This window comes from Pseudomonas sp. TS_SC_3 (genome assembly GCF_056156225.1).
In genome coordinates this window covers 1,904,079-1,929,064 of the sequence record NZ_CM149586.1, presented here as the reverse complement: position 1 = coordinate 1,929,064, position 24,986 = coordinate 1,904,079, and the positions used below count along the sequence as shown (strand labels likewise).

Sequence of the window (24,986 nt, the reverse complement as noted above, 5' to 3'; positions counted from 1 at the left end):
ACTATGTGCATCTAAACGGTGATGCGCGTGTAAGGCTCAGTCAGGGCCGTGGTTATTCAGGGATTTATAGAGATAAGGAGAGCATGGATGTCTAGCTATCAACTCGCGCAGTTGAATATCGCCGCAATGAAAGCGCCGCTGGAGTCGCCAAGCATGGCCGACTTTGTCGCCAATCTGGAGCGCATCAATGCGCTGGCGGAAGCCTCACCCGGTTATATCTGGCGTTTGCAGGACGAGGCGGGCGATGCCACGATGTTTCGCCCGTTTGGTGATGAGGTGCTGGTGAATCTGTCGGTATGGCGCGATATGCAGGCGCTCAGTGATTACGTCTATAAATCCGCCCATACCGAGATGCTCAAGCGTCGCCAGGAGTGGTTCAGCAAAGTTAGTGCGGCGCATATGGTGCTGTGGTGGGTGCCAGCGGGGCATCGCCCTAGTGTCGAAGAGGCCGCCGAGCGCCTGGCATTACTGCGTGAGCAGGGTGCCAGCGCACAGGCGTTCAGCTTTCGTCAGGCATTTGCGGCGCCGGATGCGCGCGTGGCTGAGCCTGCTGAGTAGCGCTCAGTCATGGTCGGCCGCGGCTCTGGGTGAGCCGCAGGCGAGGTGCGCGGATCACCGTAGCGGCAAGCGTGCGGCGCATCCGCTACAATGCGCGCCGAATTTGTCTTGCCCGAGAGCCCACCCATGTCCGCTTGCCAGACCCCGATCATTGTTGCCCTGGATTTCCCGACCCGTGATGCCGCGCTGGCATTGGCTGATAAGCTCGATCCCAAGTTGTGCCGGGTAAAAGTGGGCAAGGAGCTGTTCACCCGTTGCGGGCCGGAGATCGTCAACGTGCTGGCCGGCAAAGGTTTCGAGGTGTTCCTCGACCTGAAATTCCACGATATTCCCAACACCACTGCCATGGCGGTTAAGGCTGCGGCGGAGATGGGCGTGTGGATGGTCAATGTGCACTGCTCGGGTGGCCTGCGCATGATGGCGGCCTGCCGCGAAACCCTGGACAAGCTCACCGGGGCCAAGCCGCTGCTGATCGGGGTAACCGTGCTGACCAGCATGGAGCGTGAAGACCTGGCGGGCGTTGGTCTGGATCTTGAACCGCAGGCGCAGGTGCTGCGTCTGGCTGGGCTGGCGGCGCAGGCCGGTCTGGACGGCCTGGTGTGTTCGGCTCAGGAGGCGCAGGCACTGAAAGCCGCTTACCCGGCGCTGCAACTGGTGACGCCGGGGATTCGTCCCGCCGGCAGCGCTCAGGATGACCAGCGCCGTATCCTTACGCCGCGCCAAGCGTTAGATGTAGGGTCGGATTACTTGGTAATCGGCCGGCCGATTAGCCAGGCTGCTAATCCCGCCCAGGCCTTGGCGAGCATAGCCGCCGAACTGGGCGCCTGAATTTCCTTCTTTTTGATCAGGTGATTACCATGCATCCCGCCGCCGAAGATTCGCCTCTGGGCAAATCCAGCGAGTACATCGCTACTTACACTCCGTCACTGCTGTTCCCCATCCCGCGTGCGGCGAAATGGGCCGAGCTGGGCCTGAGCGCCGACACGCTGCCGTATCAGGGCTTGGATTTCTGGAACTGCTTCGAGTTGTCCTGGTTGTTGCCGTCCGGCAAGCCGGTGGTGGCCATGGGTGAGTTCGCCATTCCCGCCGACTCGCCCAATATCATCGAGTCGAAATCCTTCAAGCTGTACCTCAACTCGCTGAACCAATCGGTGTTCAATACGGCGGATGAACTGGTTGCAGTGCTGGTGCAGGACCTCTCGGTGGCGGCTGGTAAGCCGGTCGGTGTGCGCGTGCGCAGCTTGGCCGAGGTAACGGCTGAGGGCGTTGCAATAGCCCCGGGTACCTGTATCGATGAGCTGGATGTGGCTATCAGCAACTATGCGCAGCCGCAGCCCGAACTGCTGCGCTGTGATGCCGCGCGGGTGGTGGAGGAGAGCCTGCACAGCCATCTACTCAAGTCCAATTGTCCGGTTACCGGCCAGCCGGACTGGGGCACGCTGGTGGTGCAATACCGTGGTTTGGCGCTGGATCACGCCAGTCTGTTGGCCTACTTGGTGAGCTTTCGTCAGCATGCGGATTTTCATGAGCAGTGCGTGGAGCGGATATTCCTCGACCTGCAGCGCCTGCTCAAGCCTGAGCACCTGACGGTGTATGCGCGTTATGTTCGCCGTGGTGGATTGGACATTAATCCTTATCGCAGCACCGCTGCTATCCATCCGGATAATCAGCGATTGGTGCGCCAGTAATGCAAAACCCCAGCTGATGCTGGGGTTTTTGTTAGGGCCTGGCTTGGATCAGCTGCGCGTCGGCGCGGTTGCGATAAACCTGCCTTGTCTTGCACGGGTACGCGAGATCTCAAAGGCTCTGTGCAGGTGGTTTAAATGCCCATGTTGGCCAGGCTCTGCACGATATTGCGCAGTGTGCCAGCAATGGTCGGATGGCTGGCTTCGAAGCGCTCTACCGCTAAATTAACCCCGTCGACCAGGGTGGCGTCGGGCGCAGCAGCGGCCTGGCGGGCTAGCTGCAGCTCGATTTCCTGAGTCAGTACAAACAGTTCGGCGCGTTCTTCTTCAGTCAGCGGTGGTTGCTCGGCCAGTTGGTCGCGCAGGTCTTGCAGTTGTTGCTGCAGACGGCTTGCAGGCATGGAATTCTCCCTTGGTTAATCGATAAATTGACTGACCCTGCGCCAAGGCGAAGGGGCTACATGGGTTTAGGGTAATCCAAGCTCGTCAGCTTTGCTTGCTTTGGGTCAAATGCAGGAGCTGGCTGATAAGCAGTCTGCTGCTGGCTTAGGGTTTTTCACCTTTGTGGCGACGCAGGCTGAGGTCATCTAGGCAGGTGGGGAGGTCACTGAGTTGATCAATTACCGAGTGCACCCCAAGTCGATAAAGGCTCAGTGTGGCTTGGCTGCGTAATTGATCGCGCGCACTCATGCTAAGGCTCTGCCAGTCCGCAAGTGCCAGGCCGCACAGCGGTCCGCTGATGGCCAGGCCGATGGTCCAGATGCCCGCATTCAGCGCTGCCTGAAGCAGGCGCGGCTCGCCACTGATTAACACGCAGCCTTCAAGCTGATTAACCTGTAGCGCCATCAGGCTAAGCCAAATGGCGTCGGGCGCCGGCCACGGGCGACAGGTGTAGTCAGCGGTGCCATGCAGCCAGCCCGGCAGCAGATTGGCTAGACGCGCGCTTGCATCGTCTGGCAGCTCATCCAGCCAGGTGCACGGCACTGTTTGCTGGTGCAATTGCTCCAGCACAGATAACGCGCCAGGGGTGGCCTCAGCATGCTCACGTGCGCTCTCGCAAAGGGCTTGCCGATAGGCCAGCAATTCTTCGGGCCGAGCTTCACGACCGAGCAGCTGGTTTAGGTTGTGGTGACTCTCTGCCGTTGGATGCAGACGCTGCAGCGCCAATGGACGAGTGCGTGCGCCAAAATCAACCAGGCACCCGGAGAGGCTAAACAAGATGGCATTGAAGGAGGATTTAGTGACGGGCGTTTGCATGGGCCTTCCTTGGGACATATCCGTCAGGTTATCCGGCGCAGGTTGCAGGAAGATGAACGCGATACTCACAGGAGGCTTGGCTATCCACCGCTTAAGGCTGAGGCAGTGGGCGGCAAGGTTTTTCAGGTGCTTGTTCGTTCGCTATGCTGCCTATTCAGCCAGTTGCCGACTTATACTGCGCTGCCTGATTTAGCTGCCTGCAGCAGCCTGAGCATTTTCAAGGAGTAACTGTGATGCGTGTAAGCGGTGCGAGCTGGACTAAACGTATAAGCCTGTTGGTTGCCTGTACTGGCGTGCTACTGCTGCCTGCACTGGCGCAGGCCAGCGAGGATGACCCTTGGCAGGGCTACAACCGGTTTATGTTCCGAATCAACGACAACATTGATCGGTATACCCTCAAGCCGTTGGCCAAAGGCTATCAAGCCGTTACGCCGCAGTTTCTTGAAGATGGCGTGCACAATGTTTTTAGCAATATTGGCGATGTCGGCAACCTGGCCAACAACCTGCTGCAAGGCAAAATGCATGATGCCGGGGTCGATACTGGGCGCTTGATTTTCAACACCACGTTCGGCCTGCTGGGCTTCTTCGATGTGGGCACTCCTATGGGTCTGAAGCGCAACGATGAAGACTTTGGGCAGACCCTTGGCGTTTGGGGCTTGGGCAGCGGCCCTTACGTTGTATTGCCACTGATGGGGCCGAGCACTGTGCGCGATGCCTTCGGCAAGGTGCCGGATGGTGCGCTGGCTGCGAATGGCTACATCAACCATGTGCCGACACGTAATGTGGTGCTGGGCGTCGACCTGATCGATACCCGTGCGCAACTGCTGTCGGTGGAGCGTTTGGTTAGCGGCGATAAGTACATATTTGTGCGCAACGCCTACCTGCAGAGTCGCGAGTTCAAGATGCGCGATGGGCAGGTCGAAGACGATTTTTAAGCCAGTTGTCTGAGCAACAAGCAAGGCCAGTCATTGACTGGCCTTTTTTATAGCCGTTGCCCGGCCTGTAAGGAGTTCACAGGCCGTACCCTTTAAGCGAAGAGCCTTGTTGAGTGTTGCGTTTTAAGGGGTATCTGATCCGCTTTCAGCGCTAGCCTAAACGAACAATCCCCGGCAGCGCAGGGCTGGCCGGGGATTGCAGATGTTGCGGTTGGGCGTGGCGCTGCAGTTCTACAGCTGTACCAGGCTGCGCCTTGGGTCAGATCAGCTCGGCCCACATGTCGTATTCATCTGCATCAACGATACGCACACGAACTTTGTCGCCAGGGTTGATGGCGGTGCTGTTGATAAACACGCTGCCATCAATTTCTGGGGCGTCGGCGTAGCAACGGGCGACTGCGCCCTGGTCGTCGACTTCATCGATCAGCACGTCCATTTCTTTGCCAATCTTCAGTTGCAGGCGTGCAGTGCTGATGGCTTGTTGATGGGCCATAAAGCGGTCCCAGCGATCCTGCTTGATCTCATCCGGCACTGGGTTTTCCAGCAGGTTGGCCGGGGCGCCTTCTACTGGCGAGTATTGGAAGCAGCCAACGCGGTCGAGCTGGGCTTCGGTCAGCCAGTCGAGCAGGTACTGGAAGTCTTCTTCGGTTTCGCCAGGGAAACCAACGATAAAGGTCGAGCGAATGGTCAGTTCCGGACAGATTTCGCGCCAGTTCTTGATCCGCGCCAAGGTCTTGTCTTCGAAGGCCGGGCGCTTCATGGCCTTGAGCACTTTCGGGCTGGCATGCTGGAAGGGGATGTCCAGGTACGGCAGGATTTTACCAGCTGCCATCAGCGGGATCAGCTCGTCGACGTGCGGGTAGGGGTAAACATAGTGCAGGCGTACCCAGACCCCCATGCTTGAAAGCGCTTCGCAGAGTTCGGTCATGCGGGTTTTCACCGGTTGGCCGTTCCAGAAATCGGTTTTGTACTTCATGTCTACGCCGTAGGCGCTGGTGTCCTGGGAGATCACCAGCAGCTCTTTGACGCCTGCTTTGACCAGGCGCTCGGCTTCACTCAACACTTCACCGACCGGGCGGCTGACCAGCTTACCGCGCATGGACGGGATAATGCAGAAGCTGCAGCTGTGGTTGCAGCCTTCGGAAATCTTTAAGTAGGCATAGTGGCGCGGGGTAAGTTTGATGCCTTGCGGCGGCACCAGATCAATCAGCGGATTGTGTTCGGTGTTTGGTGGCACAACTTCATGGACGGCATTAAGCACCTGCTCATACTGCTGTGGGCCGGTTACCGAGAGCACGCTGGGGTGAACGTCGCGAATGGCGCCTTCTTCCACGCCCATGCAGCCGGTCACGATGACTTTGCCGTTTTCCTTAATCGCCTCACCGATCACTTCGAGCGATTCAGCTTTGGCGCTGTCAATAAAACCGCAGGTATTAACCACCACAACGTCGGCGTCCTGGTAGGTCGACACCACTTCATACCCTTCCATGCGCAACTGGGTCAGGATGCGTTCGGAGTCGACCAAAGCTTTCGGGCAACCGAGGCTTACAAATCCGACTTTCGGCGTGGCGGGGGTAGACATGGTGGCAACCTCAGGCGTGTACGTATGGATGCTGGGCGCTTGGCGCGCCTCTGATCAAAAAGTGCGCAATTCTAGCGGCGCGCTCCGGCCTTTTCCAGCGTTACCGTCGTCTATTGTGCTGCGGGCGCCGGCTGCCGTTCGCCCCTTTGGGCTTGCAGCAGGGGAGGACTGAGCGCTGGCCCGTTTTTTTCAATGGGATAATGGCAGCCACAAAAAAGGCCACTCGATTGAGTGGCCTTTTTTGAGTATCTGGTTGCGGGAGCCGGATTTGAACCGACGACCTTCGGGTTATGAGCCCGACGAGCTACCAGACTGCTCCATCCCGCGCCGGTAATTCTATAGCGATAGGATCTTTTGTCAATCGATTATTGCTGATTAATCAATAACTTAAATCGCTGGGGTGCAGAAGCAAAAAAGGCCACTCGATTGAGTGGCCTTTTTTGAGTATCTGGTTGCGGGAGCCGGATTTGAACCGACGACCTTCGGGTTATGAGCCCGACGAGCTACCAGACTGCTCCATCCCGCGCCGGCAATTCTATAGCGATAGGATCTTTTGTCAATCGATTATTGTTGATTAATCAATAACTTAAATCGCTGGGATGCAGAAACCAAAAAGGCCACTCGATTGAGTGGCCTTTTTTGAGTATCTGGTTGCGGGAGCCGGATTTGAACCGACGACCTTCGGGTTATGAGCCCGACGAGCTACCAGACTGCTCCATCCCGCGCCGGCAATTCTATAGCGATAGGATCTTTTGTCAATCGATTATTGCTGATTAATCAATAACTTAAATCGCTGGAATGTAGAAACAAAAAAAGGCCACTCGATTGAGTGGCCTTTTTTGAGTATCTGGTTGCGGGAGCCGGATTTGAACCGACGACCTTCGGGTTATGAGCCCGACGAGCTACCAGACTGCTCCATCCCGCGGAGCACATATTAGCGTTTAAATATGATCTGTCAACCTAAAGGAGGAAAGGCTCTTTTTATTCAGGTGTTGACCATATTCGTCATCACCTGAGCCGATAAACCTGTGGGCGTGTGCTGGGCAGGGGCGGTACAAATATTTTCGCCATAGCCTGTAACGAGGCTGTTGGGCTAGAGTCCGTGCCCATTGAATAGGAGCAAATTATGCGTAGTGAATGTAAAGCCTGTGGGGCCAGCGTTACAGGCGACGGCAAGACCTGCCCAGGCTGTGGTGCTGCGCTGGCGGCGAAGACCAAGTTATTGCCGCTGGCGGCTTTTATGCTGATTGTTATCTTGATTATTCAGTCCTATATCAGCAAACCGGACGATGCCGAGGCTGAGATCAAGCCGGTCGCCCCTGTGAGCTCGGCTGCGCAGTAGCGACAGGGCGATGGCGATGAACAGCCGCAAGATCATCCACGTGGACTGTGACTGCTTTTATGCTGCTATCGAGATGCGTGACGACCCACGCCTGGCCAGCAAACCTTTGGCAGTAGGCGGCTCGGCAGATCGGCGTGGGGTGATTGCCACTTGCAACTACGAGGCGCGCAGTTATGGTGTGCGATCGGCGATGGCCTCAGGGCAGGCGCTGAAGTTGTGCCCCGACCTCGCGATCGTTAAACCGCGCATGGAGGTTTACAAAGCGGTTTCGCGGGAGATTCAGGCGATCTTTCGGGATTACACCGAGCTGATCGAGCCCCTGTCGCTGGATGAAGCCTACCTGGATGTAACTGACAGCCCGCATTTTGCTGGTAGCGCTACGCGCATCGCCCAAGATATTCGCCGGCGGGTGTCGCAGGCATTACACATCACCGTTTCCGCTGGTGTGGCGCCGAACAAGTTTCTGGCCAAGATCGCCAGTGACTGGAAGAAGCCTAACGGCTTGTTTGTCATCACTCCGGATCAGATTGATGACTTTGTGGCCGCGCTGCCGGTGAACAAACTGCATGGTGTAGGCAAGGTCACAGCCGACAAGCTTGGGCGTTTGGGCATTCGTACCTGCAGCGACCTGCGCGAATGGAACAAGCTGGCGTTGGTCAAGGAGTTCGGCAGTTTCGGTGAGCGCTTGTGGGGGCTGGCGCGTGGCATTGATGAGCGTGCGGTGCATAACGACAGCCGGCGACAGTCGGTCAGTGTGGAGAATACCTTCGATAAGGATTTGCCGGATCTGGCTGCTTGTCTGGAGCAGTTACCTGAATTGCTCGAGCAGCTGCATGTGCGCATGGCGCGACTCGATCCGAGTTATCGAGCGGACAAGCCCTTTGTCAAAATCAAGTTTCATGATTTTAGCCAGACCACGCTGGAGCAGGGCGGTGCGCGGCTTGATCTGGAAGGCTATACACGACTGATGAGCGCAGCCTTCGTCCGTGGTAACAAGGCTGTGCGTTTGCTGGGCGTTGGCGTGCGCTTGCATGACCTGCGCGGCAAGCATGAACAGCTGGAGTTATTCGCGCCCTGATGGCGGGCGTTGGGTTGAGGTTCTAGCGTGTTGTGAAATAAAAAAGCCGAGCTGTTTGCTCGGCTTTTTTAGTCTGGCCGTGTCAGTTCAATCGGCCTTCAACCGCTTTACTGCCAACAGTGCCCTGTTTGAGCATGATCTGGTATTCCTTGCCGTCGGTCTCAACTTGATGCAAGCGGACCAGCAGGAAATCCCAATCCTTGGCGAACCAAAGGATGGTCTTGCGGCTGCTTTGGGTGGGGTCGCGCACGCGTTCAACTTTTATCGCGTCAATTAAACCGGCTTTGGTGCGTACGGTTTCTTCGCCGAGGACGCGGAAGTCATAGGTTTCCACTTCATCGCCATCGACTACCTGGTAGCTCATGCTTTTCTTGCCGGCCGCTACGTCGTATTGCAGTGCGAGCTGGTAAGTCGATTTGTCGAGCAGGCCGCGGTTAAGCGGTAGGCGCACCGGGGTGTCGCGGTCACTGCCGATCACCTGTTTGGCGTCCCAGTCGAAGTCATGCTCGATCTTCTTGCCTTTGCCCAGGCCGTTGCGTTCGTACAGATAGGTCTGCGGCAGGAACACATCGTTATCCACGCGCAGGATACTTTCCTCAGTCAGGCTGGCAACCAGCATGGAGGCTTCGAAGTTGAGCTGCCACAGGCCGTTATCCAAGGCTTGCAGGCTGCGTTCGGCGCTGCCGCTGACTGGCAATTGCTTCCAGTCGGCGGTGTAGCTGGCAGAGAAGGGTTTCAGCTCGATGGCCAGTGCCGGCAGGCTAAACAATGCAAGTGCGAACAGTAAGGTGCGACCCATGGTGTCTCCTAAGTTCGAATAAGGTGTCCGGTGCCCGGTAGCAGTTGTTCGTCCAACATGGCCCCTTGCGGCGTGATCTGCAAACGACCTTCGGCAAACCAGCGTACGGCCAGCGGGTAAATCACATGTTCTTGCTCGTGTACGCGCTGCGCCAGGCTGGTCGCCGAGTCATTCGACTGTACCGGTACCACAGCCTGTACGACCAGTGGTCCGCCATCGAGTTCCTCGCTGACGAAGTGCACGCTGCAGCCATGCTCGCTGTCACCGGCGTCTAGCGCCCGCTGGTGGGTGTGCAAACCTTTGTATTTGGGCAGCAAGGATGGGTGGATATTCAGCAGGCGTCCGGCGTAGTGACGAACGAAGCCAGGCGTCAGGATGCGCATAAAGCCGGCGAGCACCACCAGCTGCGGGTTAAACGCATCAATCGCCTCAACCAACGCCGCATCAAAGGCTTCGCGGCCGTCGAATTGCTTGTGGTCGAGCACGGCAGTAGCGATGCCAGCCTGTTTTGCGCGCTCCAAGCCGAAGGCATTTGCGCGGTTAGAGATCACCGCGCTGATGCGTGCCGGGTTGCCATCGTGGGCGATGCTGTCGATTAGCGCCTGCAAGTTACTGCCGGAGCCGGAAATCAGCACCACCACATTGCAGTCTGTTGACATCGGTGCCGACATTAGTGCTGTTTCAGGTTGTTCAGTACGACCTGGGCAGCACCTTCGGCCGCTTCACCGATCTGGCCGATCACCCAGGGTTGCTCGCCAGCGGCGGCCAGGGTTTGCAGGGTCAGCTCGACGTGATCCTGCGCTACGCAGATAACCATGCCGACGCCGCAGTTCAACACGCGGTGCATCTCGTGCTCATCGACGTTGCCTTTTTCCTGCAGCCAGTCAAATACCGCTGGGCGCGTCCAGCTGGCTACGTCGACCACGGCCTGAGCGCCTTTTGGCAGTACGCGCGGGATATTGTCGAGCAGGCCACCGCCGGTGATGTGGGCCATGGCTTTAACTGCGCCAGTGTCCTTGATCAGCTTGAGCAGCGGTTTGACGTAAATACGCGTCGGTGCCATCAGCAGGTCGGTCAGCGGTTTGCCGTCGACCTGGGTGGTTTCGATTTCAGTGCCGGAGACTTCGATGATCTTGCGGATCAGCGAGTAGCCGTTGGAGTGCGGGCCGGAAGACGGCAGGGCGATCAGCGCGTCACCGGCGGCGACTTTCGAACCGTCGATGATTTCAGCTTTTTCCACCACACCGACGCAGAAGCCGGCCAGGTCGTAGTCTTCGCCTTCGTACATGCCTGGCATTTCAGCGGTTTCACCGCCAACCAGGGAGCAGCCCGCCAGTTCGCAGCCTGCGCCAATGCCGGTGACCACGGTGGCGGCAACGTCCACATTAAGCTTGCCGGTGGCGTAGTAATCGAGGAAGAACAGCGGCTCAGCGCCACACACCACCAGGTCGTTAACGCACATGGCGACCAGATCCTGGCCGATGCTGTCGTGCTTGTTCAGGTTCAGCGCCAGGCGCAGTTTGGTGCCCACGCCGTCGGTGCCGGAAACCAGTACCGGTTGCTTGTAGCCCGCCGGGATCTCGCACAGAGCGCCGAAGCCGCCCAGCCCACCCATGACTTCCGGACGCGCGGTGCGCTTGGCCACGCTTTTGATGCGTTCAACCAGGGCTTCGCCTGCGTCGATGTCTACACCTGCGTCCTTGTAGCTGATGGAGGGTTGCTTGCTCATAGATCCAGGCCTTTAGGGGGAAATTCGGATGGGCATCGCCGCATGCAGCGGCGGTCTGCGAAGGCGCGCGATTTTATCAGGCTTACCCGGCAGCGGCCACCCGCGAAGGTTGCGGCTGTTGGAGCGGCTGTTTAAGGTGGCCACGCGTTCACAATCTCGCCGCTACAGGTAATGGACGGCTGAAATGGCTTTGGTATGCCCCTTACCAGCCCCTAAACTCATGCCCCTGAGCAATGGCCGGCCGTCTTGTGTGATGTAGGCTGAGCGCTGTTGTTGCTACGTTTGCCCTGTGCTCCACTTACCACCCGTCGAGAGTTCTCCATGCGCGTGATTGTTCGCCTGATTGTTGTCTGTTTTTCACTGTATGGCCTGCCAGCCCTGGCCGCGCCCGTGAATGATCTGTACCAAGTTCGCGAAACGGTTAGCGGTCAGCTGCCACAAGAGCGTGCAGCTGCCTTGAGCCGTGCAATGGATACCCTGGTGCTGCGTTTAACGGGTAAGGCTGATGCGCCGCAAAGCCCAGCATTGGCGGCGCTGCGCAAGGACCCACAAAAAATTGTCAGCCAATATGGCTACGAGGGTGATCAGTTGCTGGTCGACTTTGACCCGCTGACCACCGACCGCAGTCTGCGGCAGGCGGGGTTGGCGCTGTGGGGGGCGAATCGCCCAAGCATTCTGCTGTGGTGGTTGAGTGATGCCAGCGATGGCAGCCGCCTGATTGGTGATGGGCAAGCCGCTGCTGCATCGCTCAACCAGGCCGCACAACACCGTGGTCTGCCGCTGCGTCTACCCCTGGCTGATTTATCCGAACAGCTGCTGGCCGTGCCCGAAAACCTCACGGCCAATCAACCCGTTGCCTTGCGTGAGGCTTCCGAGCGTTACGCGGCTGATGCGCTGTTGGCCGTTGTGGCGCGCGAAGCAAATGGCCAATGGCAGGCCGAGTGGCGCTTGTGGCTGGGGGATGAGCGTGAGCAGGGCACTGTGCAGGGCGCGGATGAAGCAGCGCTAGCCGACGCCATTCTATTAGCGGTCAATCAGCGGCTGGCCCCGCGCTTTATTGTTGCGGCTGGGGCGGCCAGTGGTCTTAGCGTAGAAGTGCAGGGCGTTGACCTCGCACGTTACGCCGAATTGCAGCGCATTCTCGAACCCTTTGCCGCGCAGCTGCGCAAGGTGCAGGGCGATACGCTGACCTTTGCGGTCAATGCCAATGCCGAGCAGCTGCGGGCGCAACTTAGCCTGGCACGGTTACAGGAAGTGCCAGCAGAGGCGTCGGTGGTTGATGTCAATCAGGCGGTTACGCCGTCCGTCAGCGGCACTGCGCCTGTTGCGCCAGCAGCGCCCAGCCCCACTGTGTTGAGGTTCCGTTGGTAAGCGGCGGTTATTATAAATGTTCCCCTGACGTAAAAGCTGCAGCTACAGTGCGGCGGCTTATTTTTGCCGTGAGCGCCACGCGCTTGGATATTTTCTGGATAAAGCGCGGGCATATGGAGTGCAAGGCATGATTGATTCACACCGTTGGATATGGATAACCGCCGCATTGCTGCTGGCAGGTTTGCTGTACCTGCTGACGCCCATTCTTTCGCCGTTCTTAATTGGCGTGCTGTTGGCGTATATGGGCGACCCGCTGGTAGACCGGCTGGAGCGCTGGAAGCTCTCGCGAACGTGGGGCGTGGTGGTGGTTTTTGCCTTGATTAGCTTGGCCATGGCCATCCTGTTACTCGTGCTGCTGCCCATGCTCGGCAAGCAGCTGGTGCGCTTGTATGAACTGGTTCCGCAAATGCTTGATTGGCTGCAGCATCAGGCGTTGCCGTGGGTTCAGCTCAAATTCGGATTAAACGAAGGCTTCTGGCGCTTTGATCAGTTAAAGGAAGCCCTGTCCGGACAGCTGGGTAAAACCACCGATATTGTCGGCATGTTGCTGTCCACGGCAACGTCTTCTGGTCTGGCGCTACTGGCCTGGTTGGCCAACCTGCTGCTGATACCGGTGGTGAGCTTTTACCTGATGCGCGACTGGGACTTGATGGTCGGCAAACTGCGCAACCTGTTGCCACGCGGCCGTGAAGGCTTGGTTGTGCAATTGTTCGGCGAGTGCCATGAGGTGCTCGGTGCCTTCCTGCGCGGGCAGTTGTTGGTGATGCTGGCGCTGGGCGTGATGTATGCCACCGGCCTGATGATGATTGGCCTGGAGCTGGGGTTGCTGATCGGCGTGTTGGCTGGTCTAGCCAGCATCGTGCCTTACCTCGGCGTCGTGGTAGGCATAGGCGCCGCATTAACAGCTGGCCTGTTCCAGTTTGGCGTGGATTTTTATCCATTATTGGGCATTGCGGCGGTATTTGTTGTTGGGCAAATGCTCGAAGGCATGCTGCTGACACCGCTGCTGGTGGGCGATCGTATCGGCCTGCACCCGGTTGCAGTGATCTTTGCGATCATGGCTGGCGGCCAACTATTTGGCTTCACCGGCATCCTCCTGGCCCTGCCAGTGGCTGCGGTGATTATGGTTTTAGTGCGTCATCTGCATGATTTCTATAAACTTTCCGATCTTTACGGTGAGCCAGCCCACGGTTCCGACGAGCCGCCCAAATCAGCATGACCCCCATACAACTGCCTTTAGGTGTGCGTCTGCGTGATGACGCCACTTTCGCCAATTACTACCCCGGAGCCAATGCTGCGGCGCTGGGCTATGTCGAGCGTTTGTGCGAAGCCGATGCCGGCTGGACGGAAAGTCTGATCTATCTGTGGGGGGCTGCGGGGGTGGGGTGCAGTCACCTGCTGCAGGCGGCATGTCTAAGGTTTGAGCAGCGCGGTGAGCCAGCGGTTTACCTGCCGTTGGCCGAATTGGTCACGTACGGCCCGGGCCTGCTGGATAACTTGGAACGATGCGAGCTGGTGTGCCTGGATGACCTCGAGGCGGTAGCCGGTGACGCTGAGTGGGAAGAGGCGCTTTTTCACCTGTTTAATCGCCTGCGTGACAGTGGCCGGCGTTTATTGCTCGGCGCCCGAAGCTCGCCGCGTGAGTTACCGGTCAAGCTGGCTGACCTGCAGTCGCGCCTGACCCTGGCGTTGGTGTTCCAGCTGCGCTCGCTGTCTGATGAAGACAAGTTGCGCGCTCTACAGCTGCGCGCCTCACGTCGCGGTCTGCATCTGAGCGATGAGGTTGGTCGCTTTATCCTGACCCGTGGTGAACGCAGCATGAATGCGTTGTTCGATTTGCTTGAACGTCTCGACCAGGCCTCGCTGCAGGCTCAGCGTAAGCTGACTATTCCCTTCCTTAAGGAAACGCTCGGTTGGTAAAGCCTGATTGAGCGGGTGTTTGCGCTCAATCAGAGCTTTTCAGGCTTAGTTTTCACCTGCCAATTTACGCTCGAACTGGAAGCGCCAGCGGGTGTACATCAGTGCCGCGCAGAACAGGCTCACGCTCAGCGCCGTCAGCAGCCAACCGTAGAGTGCCTTGCTCGGGTCGAAGGCCGCGAGTACGCCCTGGATAAAGTACAGGTTAACCACAAAACAGGCCCAGGCGTGGGCGCGGGCGTGGCCGAGAATGATCCCCGGAGCCAATAGCAGCAACGGCACGAGTTGAACGCCGAGGATCACCCAAAGCAGGTTGCCGGGCACGTTGGCGAACTTCAGGTTCCACACCACCAGCAAAATAGCCAGGCCCAAAAAACTCACCAGGCTGGCTACGCGGCTGATGTTCAGGCGCGGCTGGAGCCATTCCAGACTCGGTAACGGTTTGGCGGTTTTAGCCACGGGTACTCTCCAGTTTTACCGCGATGTGCGCCAAGCGCTGGCCAAGTGCACGGCACAGTGCGGTTTCATGTTCGTCGAGGGCGCGCTTGCCGTCAGCGCCGGCATGGTGACTGGCGCCATACGGTGTGCCGCCGCCGTGGGTTTCCAGCAGGGCGGCTTCACTGTAGGGCAGGCCGGTGATCAGCATGCCATGGTGCAGCAACGGCAGCAGCATCGACAGCAAGGTGCTTTCCTGACCGCCATGCAAGCTGGCGGTTGAGGTGAACACGCCGGCAGGTTTGCCGACCAGGGCTCCGGTGAGCCACAGGCCGCTGGTGCCATCAAGGAAGTATTTGAGCGGCGCAGCCATATTGCCGAAACGGGTCGGGCTGCCGAGAGCCAGGCCGGCGCAGTTCTTCAGGTCATCCAGGCTGGCGTAGAGTGCGCCCTCTGCTGGAATGTCCGCTGCAACCGCCTCGCATTCGGCCGATACTGCTGGCACGGTGCGCAGGCGGGCTTCTAAACCGCCCAATTCCACGCCGCGCGCAATCTGCCGGGCCATTTCAGCGGTTGCGCCATGGCGGCTGTAATACAACACCAGGATGTAAGGTGCGCTCACGGCAGAATCTCCAGGATATTTTCCGGTGGTCGGCCGATAGCCGCTTTGTCGCCGACGACCAGAATGGGTCGTTCAATCAGTTTGGGGTGGCTGACCATGGCAGCAATCAGCTGTGCGTCAGTCAGTTGTGGGTTGTCGAGGCCCAGGCTGGTGTATTCATCTTCGCCACTGCGCAACAGCTGCCGAGGGCTGATGCCGAGTTTATCCAGCAACGCTTGCAGTTGTGCGGTGCTCGGAGGTGTTTCCAGGTAACGCACCACAACCGGGCTCAGCCCGCGCTCTTCAAGCAGTTGTAATGCGTTGCGTGATTTTGAGCAGCGCGGGTTATGGTAGAGCGTCATATCGGCCATGTTCAGGTCGCCTGTTACCGTTGATGGCGGCTATTCTACCCGCTTACGGTAGTTGCGCCTGTAGCAGGTTGCCGCGGTTCAAATGGCTAAGGAGAGGGCATGCTGCAGCGTGTTAAAAACCTGTTGGAATTCTGGCGTTTTTTATTGCAGCGCTTCATTGCCGACCAAGGCACCAGTAATGCCGCAGCGTTGACGTACACCACCCTGTTTGCGGTGGTGCCGATGATGACGGTGACGTTTTCCATGCTCTCGGCCGTTCCGGCGTTCCAGGACACGGGCGAGCAAATCCAACACTTTATCTTCCATAATTTTGTGCCCTCAGCCGGTGAAACCTTGCAGCAATACCTGCGTGATTTCACCACGCAGGCGCGCCAGCTGACGTGGATTGGTGTGGCAGTGTTGGCCGCCACGGCGTTCTGGATGTTGGTGACCATTGAGAAAACCTTCAATAGCATCTGGCGTGTACGCCAGCCGCGCCGTGGCGTATCGAGCTTTCTACTGTATTGGGCGATTCTCAGCCTGGGGCCGTTGTTGCTGGGTGGCGGTTTTGCGATCAGTACCTACTTCACCTCGCTGTCGCTGATTTCCGGGCCGGATGCCTTGCTCGGCGTGCAGGCGTTGCTGAAATTTATGCCGCTGCTGTTTAGCGTGGCAGCGTTCACCTTGTTGTACGCCACGGTGCCGAATGCACAGGTGCCGATTCGCCATGCGTTGCTGGGTGGGTTGTTTGCGGCGGTTCTGTTTGAAGTGGCCAAGATGCTGTTTGGCCTGTATGTGCGGTTGTTCCCCGGCTACCAACTGATCTACGGCGCGTTTGCCACGGTGCCGCTGTTTCTTTTGTGGATTTATTTGTCCTGGCTGATCGTCCTGTTCGGTGCCGAGTTGGTCTGTAACCTGGGCTTTTCCCAGCAATGGCGCCGGCGTGCAGTGCCGCGGTTGTTGATGGCGCTGGGTGTTTTGCGGGTGTTCTACGAGCGTCAGCAGTCGGGTTTGAAGGTGCGCTTGCTGGATGTGCAGCGTCAGGGTTGGTCGCTGGCTGAGCATGAGTGGGAAGAAATTTTGGTCTTTCTTGAGCAGCAGAAGTTGATTGCCCCGACCGGTTCCGGTACCTGGGTACTGAGCCGCGATCTTGGTCATTATTCGCTGCAGCAATTGCTGAGCAGTAGCCCTTGGCCGCTTCCGCGAGCCGAGAATCTGCCTGAGCAGCTTGATGAAGCCTGGTACCCAGCGCTGCGCAGCGGGTTGGTCAAACTGCAGGAAGAACAGGCTGTGTTATTCGGTGAGGACTTGGCGACGTGGTTGCAAGCCGAGGCTGAGCCAGCAACGTGACGTAAAACATCAACTTACGGCCTTGTACTGGCAGCGCATGCGTTTACTGGCGTAGATGGGGCGATAAACGCGGTCGCAAAGAGGCGGGCACGTGTACGGCTGTCGGTATTGCGCTTAGCAGTGGGCATTGGCGGCATGCGAGCGCGTTATGACAGCCAGCAGCAACGGACTATAAGCCCGGCTCACCTGATGAAGCTGCGCACGTCAGACGATGGTCGGCGTGACCTCTCTCGCAGGTTTAGTGCATGCGCAGCAATGCTTAGGCCAGTTGCATTGGGTAGCGCGTGACGGATGCGGTGATGAGATTGGCTGCCGGCAGCGGCAGAATCGCCTGGTTGTGCGCGCTGGCCAGTTGAAGCCAGACATTTTCCCCCTCAACAAACTGACCATTAGGCAGCCATAGGCCATGGTGCCAGCCGTTACCCGGCGCCGGGGTGCTTTGTAATACGCCTGGGTGAGTTTGTGCGCTGGGCGCTCGACGTAGCCAAACGGGTCGAGGCAGGCCTTTTAAATAGCGCAAACCAAGGTGCAGGCCTTCGCTATTCAAATGACGCCAGCGCACCAGGGCTAGGGTGGGTGTATCACTGCCCGTGAGCAGCAGTACCAGCTGACCAATAGTCAACTGCGCTGCTTGCTCGGCCGTGGACAATAAACGCGCACCGCCCGCGCTTGAGTCCAGCATCTGGGCCGTGGTGCGCCGTGGGCGCTGTTCCAGCAGGTGCGCATGGATGCCACTCAGCCCTATAACCAGTTCGCATTCAATGCTTTGATCCGCGCGGATATGGCGCCGTTGCTGGCGACCCAGCCAGTGCGGCTGCACCCGCTCCAGAATCAGGCGCTCAGCGGTGCTTTGCAGGGGCGCCGGGTCATGCAGCGCAACCAGCAAGGCGCCCAACTCAAAACGGCGTAAGTAAGCAGCGCCACCTTCGGGCACCTGGTTAACGCTCAGGCACGGCTGGGCTTCAGTCAGGTCGACGGTTGGGCCTTCAATTTCATCGTCCTCATCCCAGGGTAGCAAGCGCGCCAGCCCAGCCAGCGGCGAGAGGGCTCCAAACAGCAGCGCACATTCACCGTCAGCAAGGTGGAAGGGATTACTCAGCGCCAGGAGCAGCATTTGTTGGTAGAGGCCACGCAGTGTACTGGCGGGTTGCGGGGTAAAGGCTGCCGCCACCGGTTCATCCAGGCAGTCCTGATGCTCGCCCATCCAATACAGCAGGTGACTGTCTCGCCACAGGCTGGGCGGTGGTTCCTGGTACAACTGATAGTGGCGCAGCATGCTTTGCGCGAGAAAATGCTGGGCCATATACAGGCACCACGCCAGATGCGGACGTGACGGCTGGCGGCCTTGAAGGATTTGCAGCAGCAAACGTTTAAAGCCAATGGCCAGTTCATTGCACAGGTGCACGAACAATGCCGTAGGAGGATTTTCGCCTTGATAAGCCTTGCTGTAGTGACGGTACTGGTCGCTGAAGCTTTGCAGGGCGCGCTGCCTTTCGAGTAAGGTCATGGCGCTGCGGTTCAGCTTGAAGAGCAGGCCAAGCGCCTGCTGCAAGGCCAGTTCTGCCGGCTGCAGGCGGGCTTGGCTTAGTTGCTCGTTAAGGTCAGCCAGTGACGCAACGTCTGTTTCGAGGATGTCTGGCACTTCCAGGCGCAAGGCATCTAATGTCATATCAACCTTATGAAATCAGGGAGCGAATGCATGGGAATGCGTTTCCAAGCGATCATTCGTGCTGTTGCAGGGGTAGGCATAGGTCTGATTCTGGCCGGTTGCGCCGAAGACCTCGGCGTCGATCAACATGGACGAAAGGTAGCGGTTGAGCGTCTGGAAGGCCAGTGGTTAGTGATTAATTACTGGGCACAGTGGTGCGCACCGTGCCGCACTGAAATTCCCGAACTCAATGCCCTTGAACAACAGCTCAAGGAGCAATCCGTACAGGTACTCGGGGTGAATTTCGATGCGCTGCAGGGGGAGAAGCTCAGCGAGGCGACGCAAGACATGGGCATCAGTTTCACGGTGTTGGCGCAAGACCCCGCAGAGCGCTATCAGCTGCCACGCGCTGAGGTGTTGCCAGTGACCTATATCGTCGACGATCAGGGGCGAATGCGTGAGCGCCTGCTGGGTGAGCAAACAGCTGCCGGCTTAACGGCTCTCCTCGCGGCACTCAAGGCAGAGGACTAAGCCGTGGCGCGTGTTTGCATGCACGGTTACGTCAGCGGCCGTGTTCAGGGCGTGCGCTTTCGTCAGGCCACAGCAGAGCAGGCTGAGCGGCTTGATCTTGATGGCTGGGTACGCAACCTGGCCGATGGCCGGGTCGAGGTGCTGTTCGAGGGTGACGAAACTGCGGTGGCTGAATTGGCCAGCTGGCTGCAGCGCGGACCGCAGACTGCCGAAATTACCGCGCTGGAGCTGCAAGAGCAGGCGCAGCAGGGCATTGTCGGGTTTGTCGTACGGCGTTGAGTTTGAGCGCTAATTGACTCAGGGCTTTACGTACCAGAAGTCGTGCCAGAACCCGACCACCTTAGCTGAGTAGGTGTGCTTGCCCAGGCTGCCGTTATAGCGCGCCAGTGCGCGGTTCAGGTCGCCATTTTCCTTGCGTAAATAGAAGCTAAGGCTGGTGCAGCCATAACGCAGATTTGTGGCGTTGCCGGTAAAGCCGGCTTATGGTTGTAATCATGTTAAATTATTGATTTTATTGTATTTTTATTGGTGGAAAGGTCTTTGCCCCCCGTCCGTTCCCCCATTTAAATGGTGCATGGTAAGCGGAACATGACCGGCTTTATTTCGCTTGGCGCTGCTGCCTTTACGCCACGCAAAGGCCAAGCATTATTCGCTACGTGGTCGTGAACATGCAGCTCGATGAAGATGCTCATGAAAGACTGCTCACGGTCATAAATAGCGCCTCGAAGAGGCGCCTATCGCTGTTCAATCAAAAGATCCGCCATGCCTCCACGTGCAGGTTGGCTCCTGCGCGTGTGTCAGCTTCGGGGCATGGTTATCAGCGCTGGAAGCCCCTACAATTGCAGCCCTTTTGAATCCGCTGGGCATCTGCTGCCTGCCGGTCATGTTTCTAACGGATTAGGCCTTTATATGCCCCAGCCGACTAGCCGTCTTGAGCGATTCCTGGTTGTTGCAACCCTCATTGTTTTGGTTTTTCTTCCCTTACCGATAGGCAGTAATCGTGACTGGTCCATAGGCGTATTTGTGTTGCTCATGGGCGCGCTGGGCAGCGTTTGGGCAGCCACTCAGCTGCGCAGTGCTACGCCCCAAGCCAGCCAGTCGTTAAGCGCTGGGCTGCCTTTGCTGGGGTTGCTATTGCTGACGCAAGCCTGGGTTGCCATCCAATGGCTGGCCGGGCTGTCGGTAGACAATGGTGCGACGTTCCAATACCTAATGCTCGGGCTGGCTTACAGCCTGCTGTTCTTGCTTGTGATCAGCCTTTTTCACACGCGTAAACGACTGAGTCTGTTGCTTGGCACACTGGTGGTCAGTGGCGCGCTGCAAGCTTTTTGGGGTGCATTCATGACCCTGTCTGGGGTTGAGTGGCTGCTTTTTGCTCCCAAAACCAGTTACATCGGCGACGCCACCGGCACCTTTGTTAACCGTAATCACCTGGCCGGATACCTGGAAATGACCTTGGCCTGCGGCATCGGCCTGCTGCTGGCCCTGCGTGATAACCGCCCCTTCAGTTGGGTCAACCTGCTGGAGCTCCTCATGGGGCCCAAAGCGCGCCTGCGTTTGGCCTTGGTAGTGATGGTCATCGCCTTGGTCATGAGCCACTCGCGCATGGGCAATGCCGCGTTCTTCGTCAGCCTGTTGCTCGTGGGCGGTTTGTTTGTGCTGCTGGAAAAAGAGCACCGTGTGCGCAACAGCCTGATTTTGGTCAGCATTATCCTTATCGACGTGTTGGTGATCAGCCAGTACTTCGGCCTGGAAAAACTCAAGGACCGACTGCTCAACACCCGCCTGAACGATGTGATGGTCAATGGCGAAGTGGTGCAACAAGCCAACGAAGTGCGCGACGACGTGTTTGGCTACGCCATCCCGCTGCTAAAAGAGCGGCCACTGGTCGGTCAGGGCGCGGGGAGCTTCGAGGCCGTCTTCCCGAAATACCCAGGCGAAGACATTCGCCTGCACTTTGACCACGCCCATAACGACTACCTGCAATTTGCCATTGAGTTCGGGCTGCTCGGCACGCTGCCATTAGCAGCCTTTATCTTGCTGGCGCTGTGGTATGCGCTAAAGGCCTTATGGCGCCGCGAGTCGGTGTATCGCAGCGGCGTTGGTTTCGGCGCTGCCATGGGCATCATCGCCTTGCTGATTCATTCCAGTACCGACTTTAACCTGCAAATCCCCGCCAACGCTGCCACCCTGGTGGTGCTCTGCGCGATAGCCGTGCTGGCTGGCAGCCATAGTAAGCCGCGCGTGCGTAAACGCCGCACGGCGCAGGACTAAACGAGTGGGGCGCCTAACAATCATCGAGGGTTTCCCGGCCCTTGTGCCAATCGCCCTCAAGTGCATGGCGCAGCGCGTGCAGCAGGCAAAATGGCTAACGTTCGCGCAGCACGTGCAGCACACACACGCCATTGACGCAGCGCGACAAACCAAAGGCCTCAGTGCCAGGTTTGTAGACGATGTGATCGACCAAATGCACATGGGTCAGTCCATCGTCACGTAGAACTACAGGCAGGGGCTGGTGGTTAGCACAGCCAGGCAACGGCACAAACGCTAATGCCGATAAACCGGGAGCCGGCCCAAAGCGCCTTAGCCAATAGCTGCAGCCGTGAGCCATTGCCGCCAAGCGCACAGCAGTGGCGCTCAATAGGCTGGCCTTGAGAACTACACCGGTGAAATAGGTACGCTGTGAAAGCCTAATGCCGGCTGGTGCAGCTGGCTCAACGGACGGACAACGCACCACTAGCCACAACGGCTGGACGTTAGTGTCACCAGGGCTCAGGTTCATGACGGATACGCTCGCTGTAAAGCACGGCCAGGGCAGCTCTATCCATTACTACTCTCAGCCACCCGCCTGTGACGCTAGGTGTAGCCGGATGCAGGGGCGTTCAAGGTTACGCAGGCAACGCGCCGCTGAACGGCATGCAAGGCTTGGTGTTTATCATCAAGCGCGCTGCAGAAGCGCAAAGCGCTTGCGCAAAGCGCACCAGCCCCACCAAGCGATCAGCCCTAGCAGTACACCAAGCAGATTGGCCAGTATGTCCTCCAGGCTGAACTGGCGGCTCGGTTGCAGGCGATGCTGCAGCCACTCCAATAACGGCGCAAGCAAAAACAACAGCCCCCAGAACAGCCACGCTGAAACTCGCGGAAATGCCAACCGACTGTTAAACGCCACCGCGCCAAATGCCAACAGATGCAAGAACTTGTCAGATTGTTCGAATAAATCTGGCGGTGATTCCGGGCGGAATAGGCCATAACAAAGCGCCAAAATACAGGCCGTGAACAGTACATACCTCACGCTAATACCCCGCCAATATTGCTCGGCTGTCCTTGCACGGTTAACGGCCGCTGCGGCCTGTAACCCCACTTCGCAGGCGCAGCAACAGGGGCTACGCGGTAGGGCGCAGCAGCATTACAGGGGCTGCTCAATCGCGCGGGCAGGGCAGGGGGCTTTAAGCTGGTTGGGCTGTTCATCAAACGCATCATTCTCTATTTAATAACCGGCTTACTGCGAATACCCCTGAGGGTTGGCGCACTGCCAGCGCCAGGTGTCAGCCATCATTTGCGGCAAGTCGCGTTCAGCTTTCCAGCCCAACTCTTTGGCTGCTTTTGCGGGGTTTGCCCAGCACTCGGCTATGTCACCAGGGCGACGCTCGACCACCCTGTAAGGCACCGGCTGGCCGCTGGCAAGTTCGAACGCACGAATCATCTGCAGCACGCTGTAGCCGGTGCCAGTGCCCAAGTTCCAGATATTCACCCCAGTTCGCTGGCTGATTGCCTGCAGCGCCTTCAAGTGTCCATCGGCCAGGTCCACCACGTGTATGTAATCACGCACTCCGGTGCCGTCTACTGTCGGGTAGTCGCCACCAAACACCGATAACTGTTTGAGCTTGCCGATTGCCACCTGGCTAACATAGGGCAGCAAGTTATTGGGGATACCATTTGGGTCCTCGCCGATCAGCCCGCTAGCATGTGCGCCCACCGGGTTGAAGTAGCGCAGCAGGGCGATGCTCCAGCGCGGGTCTGAATGCGCCAAATCCCGCAACAACTCCTCAACCATCAGCTTGGAGCGGCCATAGGGGTTGGTCGGTACGCCTGCGGGGAAGTCCTCGCGGATCGGCATCTGCGTTGGCTCGCCATACACAGTGGCAGACGAGCTGAACACAAGGCGGAACACTCCAGCCTGTGCCATGGCCTGGCACAGGGTCACACTGCCGGCAACGTTATTCGCGTAGTAATCGAGGGGCTGTTGCACGCTCTCGCCCACCGCCTTCAAACCGGCAAAGTGCAACACCGCGCCGATCTTGTGCGAGACGAACAACTCATCCAGCAAGGCGCGGTCGCGAATATCACCTTGAATAAACAGCGGCGTCTTACCGCAAATGCGTTCGACCCGGCGCAGCGACTCCAGCGAGCTATTGCACAAGTTGTCCAGCACCACTACGTCGAAACCGGCTTCGAGCAAGGCCAGGGTCGTGTGCGAACCGATATAACCAGCGCCGCCGGTTACCAGAATTTTGTCAGTCAAAAGTCAGCATCCATAAAAAGCAAGGGATATGGTCAGCGCCACTCTTCTGGGCAATCAGTTTTCCAGTCGGCTAGCGCAGACTCTAGGGTGTATTGGTAGGTATAACCCTGCTCAACCAAATATCCCGGATGGATGTTATTGGAGCGCACCAGTTTGCGAATACGCACCGGGCTAAACGGGTGCTTGATACCCAGCGGACGGGCAATCAGGTCGATGCCATAGGCGATGGTCAGCAGCAGAGGGTAAGGAATGCCCGGCACCCTGCGCTGAACACCAGCCACTTTGCAGATCGCCTGCACATATTCCTGGATGGAAGGACCGGGATTCATCGACATATTGAATAGGCTGAAATGCTGGCCCTGCGCCTTCTGACGCTGCAGCACCCAGCACATGGCAGCGCACAGCTCTTTAACATAGGTACCGGCTTTGCGGGTGTCGCGGTTGCCCATATAAAAGAAGTAGCGATTGAGCACGGCCTTAACCAGACGCGAGACATTGCCGCCTTCGCCGGGGCCGAACACTACGCCAGGGCGAACGATCACTAGATGGCGATGCACCCGGTCGGCTGCCAGCCATGTCTGGTGGATCTTCTCAGCTACCAGCTTTGAGCCGCCGTAGGCAGTGAGTGGAACCGGCAGGGAGCGTTCGTCCTTCTGCTGCTCACTTGCGCCATAAGGCGAGATGGAGCTGGTAAAGATGATCTCGTTACAACCGACCCGTTCAGCCCAGGCGCAGACATTCTCGGCGCCCAGTAGGTTGGTTTCGTAGTACTCGAAATCTTCGTGTCCCGGCTCGCGATGCACAGCTGCGAAGTTGGCGATCAGGCAGACCTTTTCCTCCGGCTGCCAAGCAATCGCCTGACGCACATCACCGCTGACCTCGACGATGAAAGGCTCTGCCCTGATCAACTGGGTACGGTAAGCAAAAGTTTTGTCGGCGACCTGTTGTTGGTCAAACAGGTAAACCTTGTTAACACCCAACTGAGAAAGGAGTTGATTGGCAAAGAAAGCGCCAATAAAACCGGAGCCTCCGAAAATGACAGCGCAGTTCATCTGAATCCTTATTTGATAGTAGTTTTTTGGGCGGACGTAAGGCCTGCCAACACAACCAGTACCGACCTCAACTCTCCACGCCAGAACGGTTGGAGGAGAGTCGCGCGGCTTGCAGTTTGCCGCAACCATACTCAGACCAGGCAGAGTCCTCAGAGTAAATGGCCTGAAAGATGCCAGCAGATGTATTACACCCTAACCGGATCAATTTTACTTGCTGCTGAAATGCAGAATTTCATTTGCTAAT

At 58.0% G+C, this 24,986-nt stretch carries 27 protein-coding genes, 4 tRNA genes and 1 pseudogene; 13 read left to right on the top strand and 19 right to left on the bottom strand.

Going from position 1 to position 24,986, the window contains the following annotated elements; all coding sequences use genetic code 11:
- Positions 1 to 87: 87 nt before the first annotated feature.
- The 3 genes from AC0J6G_RS09335 to queF all read left to right on the top strand — a co-directional run bounded on the left by AC0J6G_RS09335 (position 88) and on the right by queF (position 2,246).
- Positions 88 to 558, top strand: coding sequence for a DUF3291 domain-containing protein (locus tag AC0J6G_RS09335; protein ID WP_475253372.1), 471 nt, complete (start codon positions 88 to 90; stop codon positions 556 to 558).
- A gap of 126 nt (positions 559 to 684) precedes the next feature.
- Positions 685 to 1,386, top strand: a complete 702-nt coding sequence (gene pyrF / locus AC0J6G_RS09330) for an orotidine-5'-phosphate decarboxylase (RefSeq protein WP_475253370.1) — start codon at positions 685 to 687, stop codon at positions 1,384 to 1,386.
- A gap of 29 nt (positions 1,387 to 1,415) precedes the next feature.
- A complete protein-coding gene (gene queF / locus AC0J6G_RS09325) occupies positions 1,416 to 2,246 on the top strand; it encodes an NADPH-dependent 7-cyano-7-deazaguanine reductase QueF (RefSeq protein WP_475253368.1) in 831 nt (276 codons plus the stop codon).
- Positions 2,247 to 2,377: 131 nt separating this feature from the next.
- Here the strand turns inward: queF and AC0J6G_RS09320 are convergent, their stop codons facing one another.
- On the bottom strand, positions 2,378 to 2,644 hold the full coding sequence (locus tag AC0J6G_RS09320; RefSeq protein ID WP_475253366.1) for a DUF4404 family protein: 267 nt from the start codon (positions 2,642 to 2,644) through the stop codon (positions 2,378 to 2,380).
- Between the two features lie 145 nt (positions 2,645 to 2,789).
- Complete coding sequence (locus AC0J6G_RS09315) at positions 2,790 to 3,500, bottom strand: HAD family phosphatase (RefSeq protein ID WP_475253364.1); 711 nt, start codon at positions 3,498 to 3,500, stop codon at positions 2,790 to 2,792.
- A 233-nt stretch (positions 3,501 to 3,733) separates the two neighbouring features.
- Between AC0J6G_RS09315 and AC0J6G_RS09310 the strand changes: the two genes are divergently transcribed.
- A complete protein-coding gene (locus AC0J6G_RS09310; protein WP_475253362.1) occupies positions 3,734 to 4,435 on the top strand; it encodes an MlaA family lipoprotein in 702 nt (233 codons plus the stop codon).
- A gap of 259 nt (positions 4,436 to 4,694) precedes the next feature.
- Here AC0J6G_RS09310 and rimO read toward each other — a convergent pair whose 3' ends face one another.
- From rimO to AC0J6G_RS09285, 5 genes are all read right to left on the bottom strand, one after another.
- Positions 4,695 to 6,017: a 30S ribosomal protein S12 methylthiotransferase RimO gene (gene rimO, locus AC0J6G_RS09305; RefSeq protein ID WP_475253360.1), complete on the bottom strand. Its 1,323-nt coding sequence runs from the start codon at positions 6,015 to 6,017 to the stop codon at positions 4,695 to 4,697.
- Positions 6,018 to 6,267: 250 nt separating this feature from the next.
- Positions 6,268 to 6,344, bottom strand: a tRNA-Met gene (locus tag AC0J6G_RS09300).
- 122 nt (positions 6,345 to 6,466) lie between these two features.
- Positions 6,467 to 6,543: transfer RNA gene (locus tag AC0J6G_RS09295), tRNA-Met, on the bottom strand.
- Positions 6,544 to 6,665: 122 nt separating this feature from the next.
- Positions 6,666 to 6,742: transfer RNA gene (locus AC0J6G_RS09290), tRNA-Met, on the bottom strand.
- A 123-nt stretch (positions 6,743 to 6,865) separates the two neighbouring features.
- Positions 6,866 to 6,942 (bottom strand) — tRNA-Met (locus tag AC0J6G_RS09285).
- Positions 6,943 to 7,143: 201 nt separating this feature from the next.
- Between AC0J6G_RS09285 and AC0J6G_RS09280 the strand changes: the two genes are divergently transcribed.
- Positions 7,144 to 7,359, top strand: a complete 216-nt coding sequence (locus AC0J6G_RS09280; protein WP_475253358.1) for a hypothetical protein — start codon at positions 7,144 to 7,146, stop codon at positions 7,357 to 7,359.
- Between the two features lie 16 nt (positions 7,360 to 7,375).
- Positions 7,376 to 8,437, top strand: coding sequence for a DNA polymerase IV (gene dinB / locus AC0J6G_RS09275; protein WP_475253356.1), 1,062 nt, complete (start codon positions 7,376 to 7,378; stop codon positions 8,435 to 8,437).
- 82 nt (positions 8,438 to 8,519) lie between these two features.
- On the opposite strand, the gene AC0J6G_RS09270 is transcribed toward dinB, so the two are convergent.
- The 3 genes from AC0J6G_RS09270 to purM are packed head-to-tail and all read right to left on the bottom strand — an operon-like array spanning position 8,520 to position 10,965.
- Complete coding sequence (locus AC0J6G_RS09270) at positions 8,520 to 9,236, bottom strand: DUF3108 domain-containing protein (protein ID WP_475253354.1); 717 nt, start codon at positions 9,234 to 9,236, stop codon at positions 8,520 to 8,522.
- An 8-nt stretch (positions 9,237 to 9,244) separates the two neighbouring features.
- Positions 9,245 to 9,895 (bottom strand): phosphoribosylglycinamide formyltransferase, encoded by a 651-nt coding sequence (gene purN, locus AC0J6G_RS09265; protein ID WP_475253352.1) that lies wholly within the window; start codon positions 9,893 to 9,895, stop codon positions 9,245 to 9,247.
- 11 nt (positions 9,896 to 9,906) lie between these two features.
- On the bottom strand, positions 9,907 to 10,965 hold the full coding sequence (gene purM, locus AC0J6G_RS09260) for a phosphoribosylformylglycinamidine cyclo-ligase (protein WP_475253350.1): 1,059 nt from the start codon (positions 10,963 to 10,965) through the stop codon (positions 9,907 to 9,909).
- Between the two features lie 321 nt (positions 10,966 to 11,286).
- Between purM and AC0J6G_RS09255 the strand changes: the two genes are divergently transcribed.
- The 3 genes from AC0J6G_RS09255 to hda all read left to right on the top strand — a co-directional run bounded on the left by AC0J6G_RS09255 (position 11,287) and on the right by hda (position 14,256).
- Positions 11,287 to 12,336 carry a DUF2066 domain-containing protein gene (locus AC0J6G_RS09255; protein ID WP_475253348.1) on the top strand — a complete coding sequence of 350 codons (1,050 nt, stop codon included), beginning with the start codon at positions 11,287 to 11,289 and terminating at the stop codon, positions 12,334 to 12,336.
- 127 nt (positions 12,337 to 12,463) lie between these two features.
- Positions 12,464 to 13,555: an AI-2E family transporter gene (locus AC0J6G_RS09250; RefSeq protein ID WP_475253346.1), complete on the top strand. Its 1,092-nt coding sequence runs from the start codon at positions 12,464 to 12,466 to the stop codon at positions 13,553 to 13,555.
- Positions 13,552 to 14,256, top strand: coding sequence for a DnaA regulatory inactivator Hda (hda, locus tag AC0J6G_RS09245; RefSeq protein ID WP_475253344.1), 705 nt, complete (start codon positions 13,552 to 13,554; stop codon positions 14,254 to 14,256). The genes AC0J6G_RS09250 and hda overlap by 4 nt, the downstream gene beginning before the upstream one ends.
- A gap of 45 nt (positions 14,257 to 14,301) precedes the next feature.
- On the opposite strand, the gene AC0J6G_RS09240 is transcribed toward hda, so the two are convergent.
- The 3 genes from AC0J6G_RS09240 to arsC are packed head-to-tail and all read right to left on the bottom strand — an operon-like array spanning position 14,302 to position 15,660.
- A complete protein-coding gene (locus AC0J6G_RS09240; RefSeq protein ID WP_475253342.1) occupies positions 14,302 to 14,712 on the bottom strand; it encodes a DUF2069 domain-containing protein in 411 nt (136 codons plus the stop codon).
- Positions 14,705 to 15,310: an NAD(P)H:quinone oxidoreductase gene (gene wrbA / locus AC0J6G_RS09235; RefSeq protein WP_475253340.1), complete on the bottom strand. Its 606-nt coding sequence runs from the start codon at positions 15,308 to 15,310 to the stop codon at positions 14,705 to 14,707. The genes AC0J6G_RS09240 and wrbA overlap by 8 nt, the downstream gene beginning before the upstream one ends.
- Positions 15,307 to 15,660, bottom strand: coding sequence for an arsenate reductase (glutaredoxin) (arsC, locus tag AC0J6G_RS09230; RefSeq protein WP_475253338.1), 354 nt, complete (start codon positions 15,658 to 15,660; stop codon positions 15,307 to 15,309). The genes wrbA and arsC overlap by 4 nt, the downstream gene beginning before the upstream one ends.
- 99 nt (positions 15,661 to 15,759) lie before the next feature.
- Between arsC and AC0J6G_RS09225 the strand changes: the two genes are divergently transcribed.
- Entirely contained in the window at positions 15,760 to 16,989 is a 1,230-nt protein-coding gene (locus AC0J6G_RS09225) for a virulence factor BrkB family protein (RefSeq protein ID WP_475253336.1), read from the top strand.
- A gap of 259 nt (positions 16,990 to 17,248) precedes the next feature.
- Here the strand turns inward: AC0J6G_RS09225 and AC0J6G_RS09220 are convergent, their stop codons facing one another.
- Positions 17,249 to 18,658 carry a PilZ domain-containing protein gene (locus AC0J6G_RS09220; protein WP_475253334.1) on the bottom strand — a complete coding sequence of 470 codons (1,410 nt, stop codon included), beginning with the start codon at positions 18,656 to 18,658 and terminating at the stop codon, positions 17,249 to 17,251.
- Positions 18,659 to 18,688: 30 nt separating this feature from the next.
- Between AC0J6G_RS09220 and AC0J6G_RS09215 the strand changes: the two genes are divergently transcribed.
- Complete coding sequence (locus tag AC0J6G_RS09215) at positions 18,689 to 19,168, top strand: TlpA disulfide reductase family protein (RefSeq protein WP_475253332.1); 480 nt, start codon at positions 18,689 to 18,691, stop codon at positions 19,166 to 19,168.
- Between the two features lie 3 nt (positions 19,169 to 19,171).
- Entirely contained in the window at positions 19,172 to 19,447 is a 276-nt protein-coding gene (locus tag AC0J6G_RS09210) for an acylphosphatase (protein ID WP_475253330.1), read from the top strand.
- An 18-nt stretch (positions 19,448 to 19,465) separates the two neighbouring features.
- Here AC0J6G_RS09210 and AC0J6G_RS09205 read toward each other — a convergent pair.
- Positions 19,466 to 19,639, bottom strand: a pseudogene (locus AC0J6G_RS09205) (lytic transglycosylase domain-containing protein); the annotation flags it as partial.
- Positions 19,640 to 20,200: 561 nt separating this feature from the next.
- On the opposite strand from AC0J6G_RS09205, the gene AC0J6G_RS09200 reads away from it, so the two are divergent.
- A complete protein-coding gene (locus AC0J6G_RS09200) occupies positions 20,201 to 21,442 on the top strand; it encodes an O-antigen ligase family protein (protein WP_475253665.1) in 1,242 nt (413 codons plus the stop codon).
- Positions 21,443 to 21,536: 94 nt separating this feature from the next.
- Here the strand turns inward: AC0J6G_RS09200 and AC0J6G_RS09195 are convergent, their stop codons facing one another.
- The 4 genes from AC0J6G_RS09195 to AC0J6G_RS09180 all read right to left on the bottom strand — a co-directional run bounded on the left by AC0J6G_RS09195 (position 21,537) and on the right by AC0J6G_RS09180 (position 24,871).
- On the bottom strand, positions 21,537 to 21,950 hold the full coding sequence (locus AC0J6G_RS09195; RefSeq protein ID WP_475253328.1) for a hypothetical protein: 414 nt from the start codon (positions 21,948 to 21,950) through the stop codon (positions 21,537 to 21,539).
- Between the two features lie 156 nt (positions 21,951 to 22,106).
- Positions 22,107 to 22,460, bottom strand: coding sequence for a VanZ family protein (locus AC0J6G_RS09190; RefSeq protein WP_475253326.1), 354 nt, complete (start codon positions 22,458 to 22,460; stop codon positions 22,107 to 22,109).
- 207 nt (positions 22,461 to 22,667) lie between these two features.
- Positions 22,668 to 23,690 carry a UDP-glucose 4-epimerase GalE gene (gene galE / locus AC0J6G_RS09185; RefSeq protein ID WP_475253324.1) on the bottom strand — a complete coding sequence of 341 codons (1,023 nt, stop codon included), beginning with the start codon at positions 23,688 to 23,690 and terminating at the stop codon, positions 22,668 to 22,670.
- A gap of 32 nt (positions 23,691 to 23,722) precedes the next feature.
- Complete coding sequence (locus AC0J6G_RS09180; protein WP_475253322.1) at positions 23,723 to 24,871, bottom strand: NAD-dependent epimerase/dehydratase family protein; 1,149 nt, start codon at positions 24,869 to 24,871, stop codon at positions 23,723 to 23,725.
- Positions 24,872 to 24,986: the final 115 nt, after the last annotated feature.

Bases quoted from the DNA above. Each gene is read 5' to 3' on its own strand.
- AC0J6G_RS09335 (WP_475253372.1), top strand. From the start codon at position 88: ATGTCTAGCTATCAACTCGCGCAGTTGAATATCGCCGCAATGAAAGCG.
- pyrF (WP_475253370.1), top strand. From the start codon at position 685: ATGTCCGCTTGCCAGACCCCGATCATTGTTGCCCTGGATTTCCCGACC.
- queF (WP_475253368.1), top strand. From the start codon at position 1,416: ATGCATCCCGCCGCCGAAGATTCGCCTCTGGGCAAATCCAGCGAGTAC.
- AC0J6G_RS09320 (WP_475253366.1), bottom strand. From the start codon at position 2,644: ATGCCTGCAAGCCGTCTGCAGCAACAACTGCAAGACCTGCGCGACCAA.
- AC0J6G_RS09315 (WP_475253364.1), bottom strand. From the start codon at position 3,500: ATGCAAACGCCCGTCACTAAATCCTCCTTCAATGCCATCTTGTTTAGC.
- AC0J6G_RS09310 (WP_475253362.1), top strand. From the start codon at position 3,734: ATGCGTGTAAGCGGTGCGAGCTGGACTAAACGTATAAGCCTGTTGGTT.
- rimO (WP_475253360.1), bottom strand. From the start codon at position 6,017: ATGTCTACCCCCGCCACGCCGAAAGTCGGATTTGTAAGCCTCGGTTGC.
- AC0J6G_RS09280 (WP_475253358.1), top strand. From the start codon at position 7,144: ATGCGTAGTGAATGTAAAGCCTGTGGGGCCAGCGTTACAGGCGACGGC.
- dinB (WP_475253356.1), top strand. From the start codon at position 7,376: ATGAACAGCCGCAAGATCATCCACGTGGACTGTGACTGCTTTTATGCT.
- AC0J6G_RS09270 (WP_475253354.1), bottom strand. From the start codon at position 9,236: ATGGGTCGCACCTTACTGTTCGCACTTGCATTGTTTAGCCTGCCGGCA.
- purN (WP_475253352.1), bottom strand. From the start codon at position 9,895: ATGTCAACAGACTGCAATGTGGTGGTGCTGATTTCCGGCTCCGGCAGT.
- purM (WP_475253350.1), bottom strand. From the start codon at position 10,965: ATGAGCAAGCAACCCTCCATCAGCTACAAGGACGCAGGTGTAGACATC.
- AC0J6G_RS09255 (WP_475253348.1), top strand. From the start codon at position 11,287: ATGCGCGTGATTGTTCGCCTGATTGTTGTCTGTTTTTCACTGTATGGC.
- AC0J6G_RS09250 (WP_475253346.1), top strand. From the start codon at position 12,464: ATGATTGATTCACACCGTTGGATATGGATAACCGCCGCATTGCTGCTG.
- hda (WP_475253344.1), top strand. From the start codon at position 13,552: ATGACCCCCATACAACTGCCTTTAGGTGTGCGTCTGCGTGATGACGCC.
- arsC (WP_475253338.1), bottom strand. From the start codon at position 15,660: ATGGCCGATATGACGCTCTACCATAACCCGCGCTGCTCAAAATCACGC.
- AC0J6G_RS09225 (WP_475253336.1), top strand. From the start codon at position 15,760: ATGCTGCAGCGTGTTAAAAACCTGTTGGAATTCTGGCGTTTTTTATTG.
- AC0J6G_RS09220 (WP_475253334.1), bottom strand. From the start codon at position 18,658: ATGACATTAGATGCCTTGCGCCTGGAAGTGCCAGACATCCTCGAAACA.
- AC0J6G_RS09215 (WP_475253332.1), top strand. From the start codon at position 18,689: ATGGGAATGCGTTTCCAAGCGATCATTCGTGCTGTTGCAGGGGTAGGC.
- AC0J6G_RS09200 (WP_475253665.1), top strand. From the start codon at position 20,201: ATGGGCGCGCTGGGCAGCGTTTGGGCAGCCACTCAGCTGCGCAGTGCT.
- AC0J6G_RS09195 (WP_475253328.1), bottom strand. From the start codon at position 21,950: ATGAACCTGAGCCCTGGTGACACTAACGTCCAGCCGTTGTGGCTAGTG.
- AC0J6G_RS09180 (WP_475253322.1), bottom strand. From the start codon at position 24,871: ATGGTTGCGGCAAACTGCAAGCCGCGCGACTCTCCTCCAACCGTTCTG.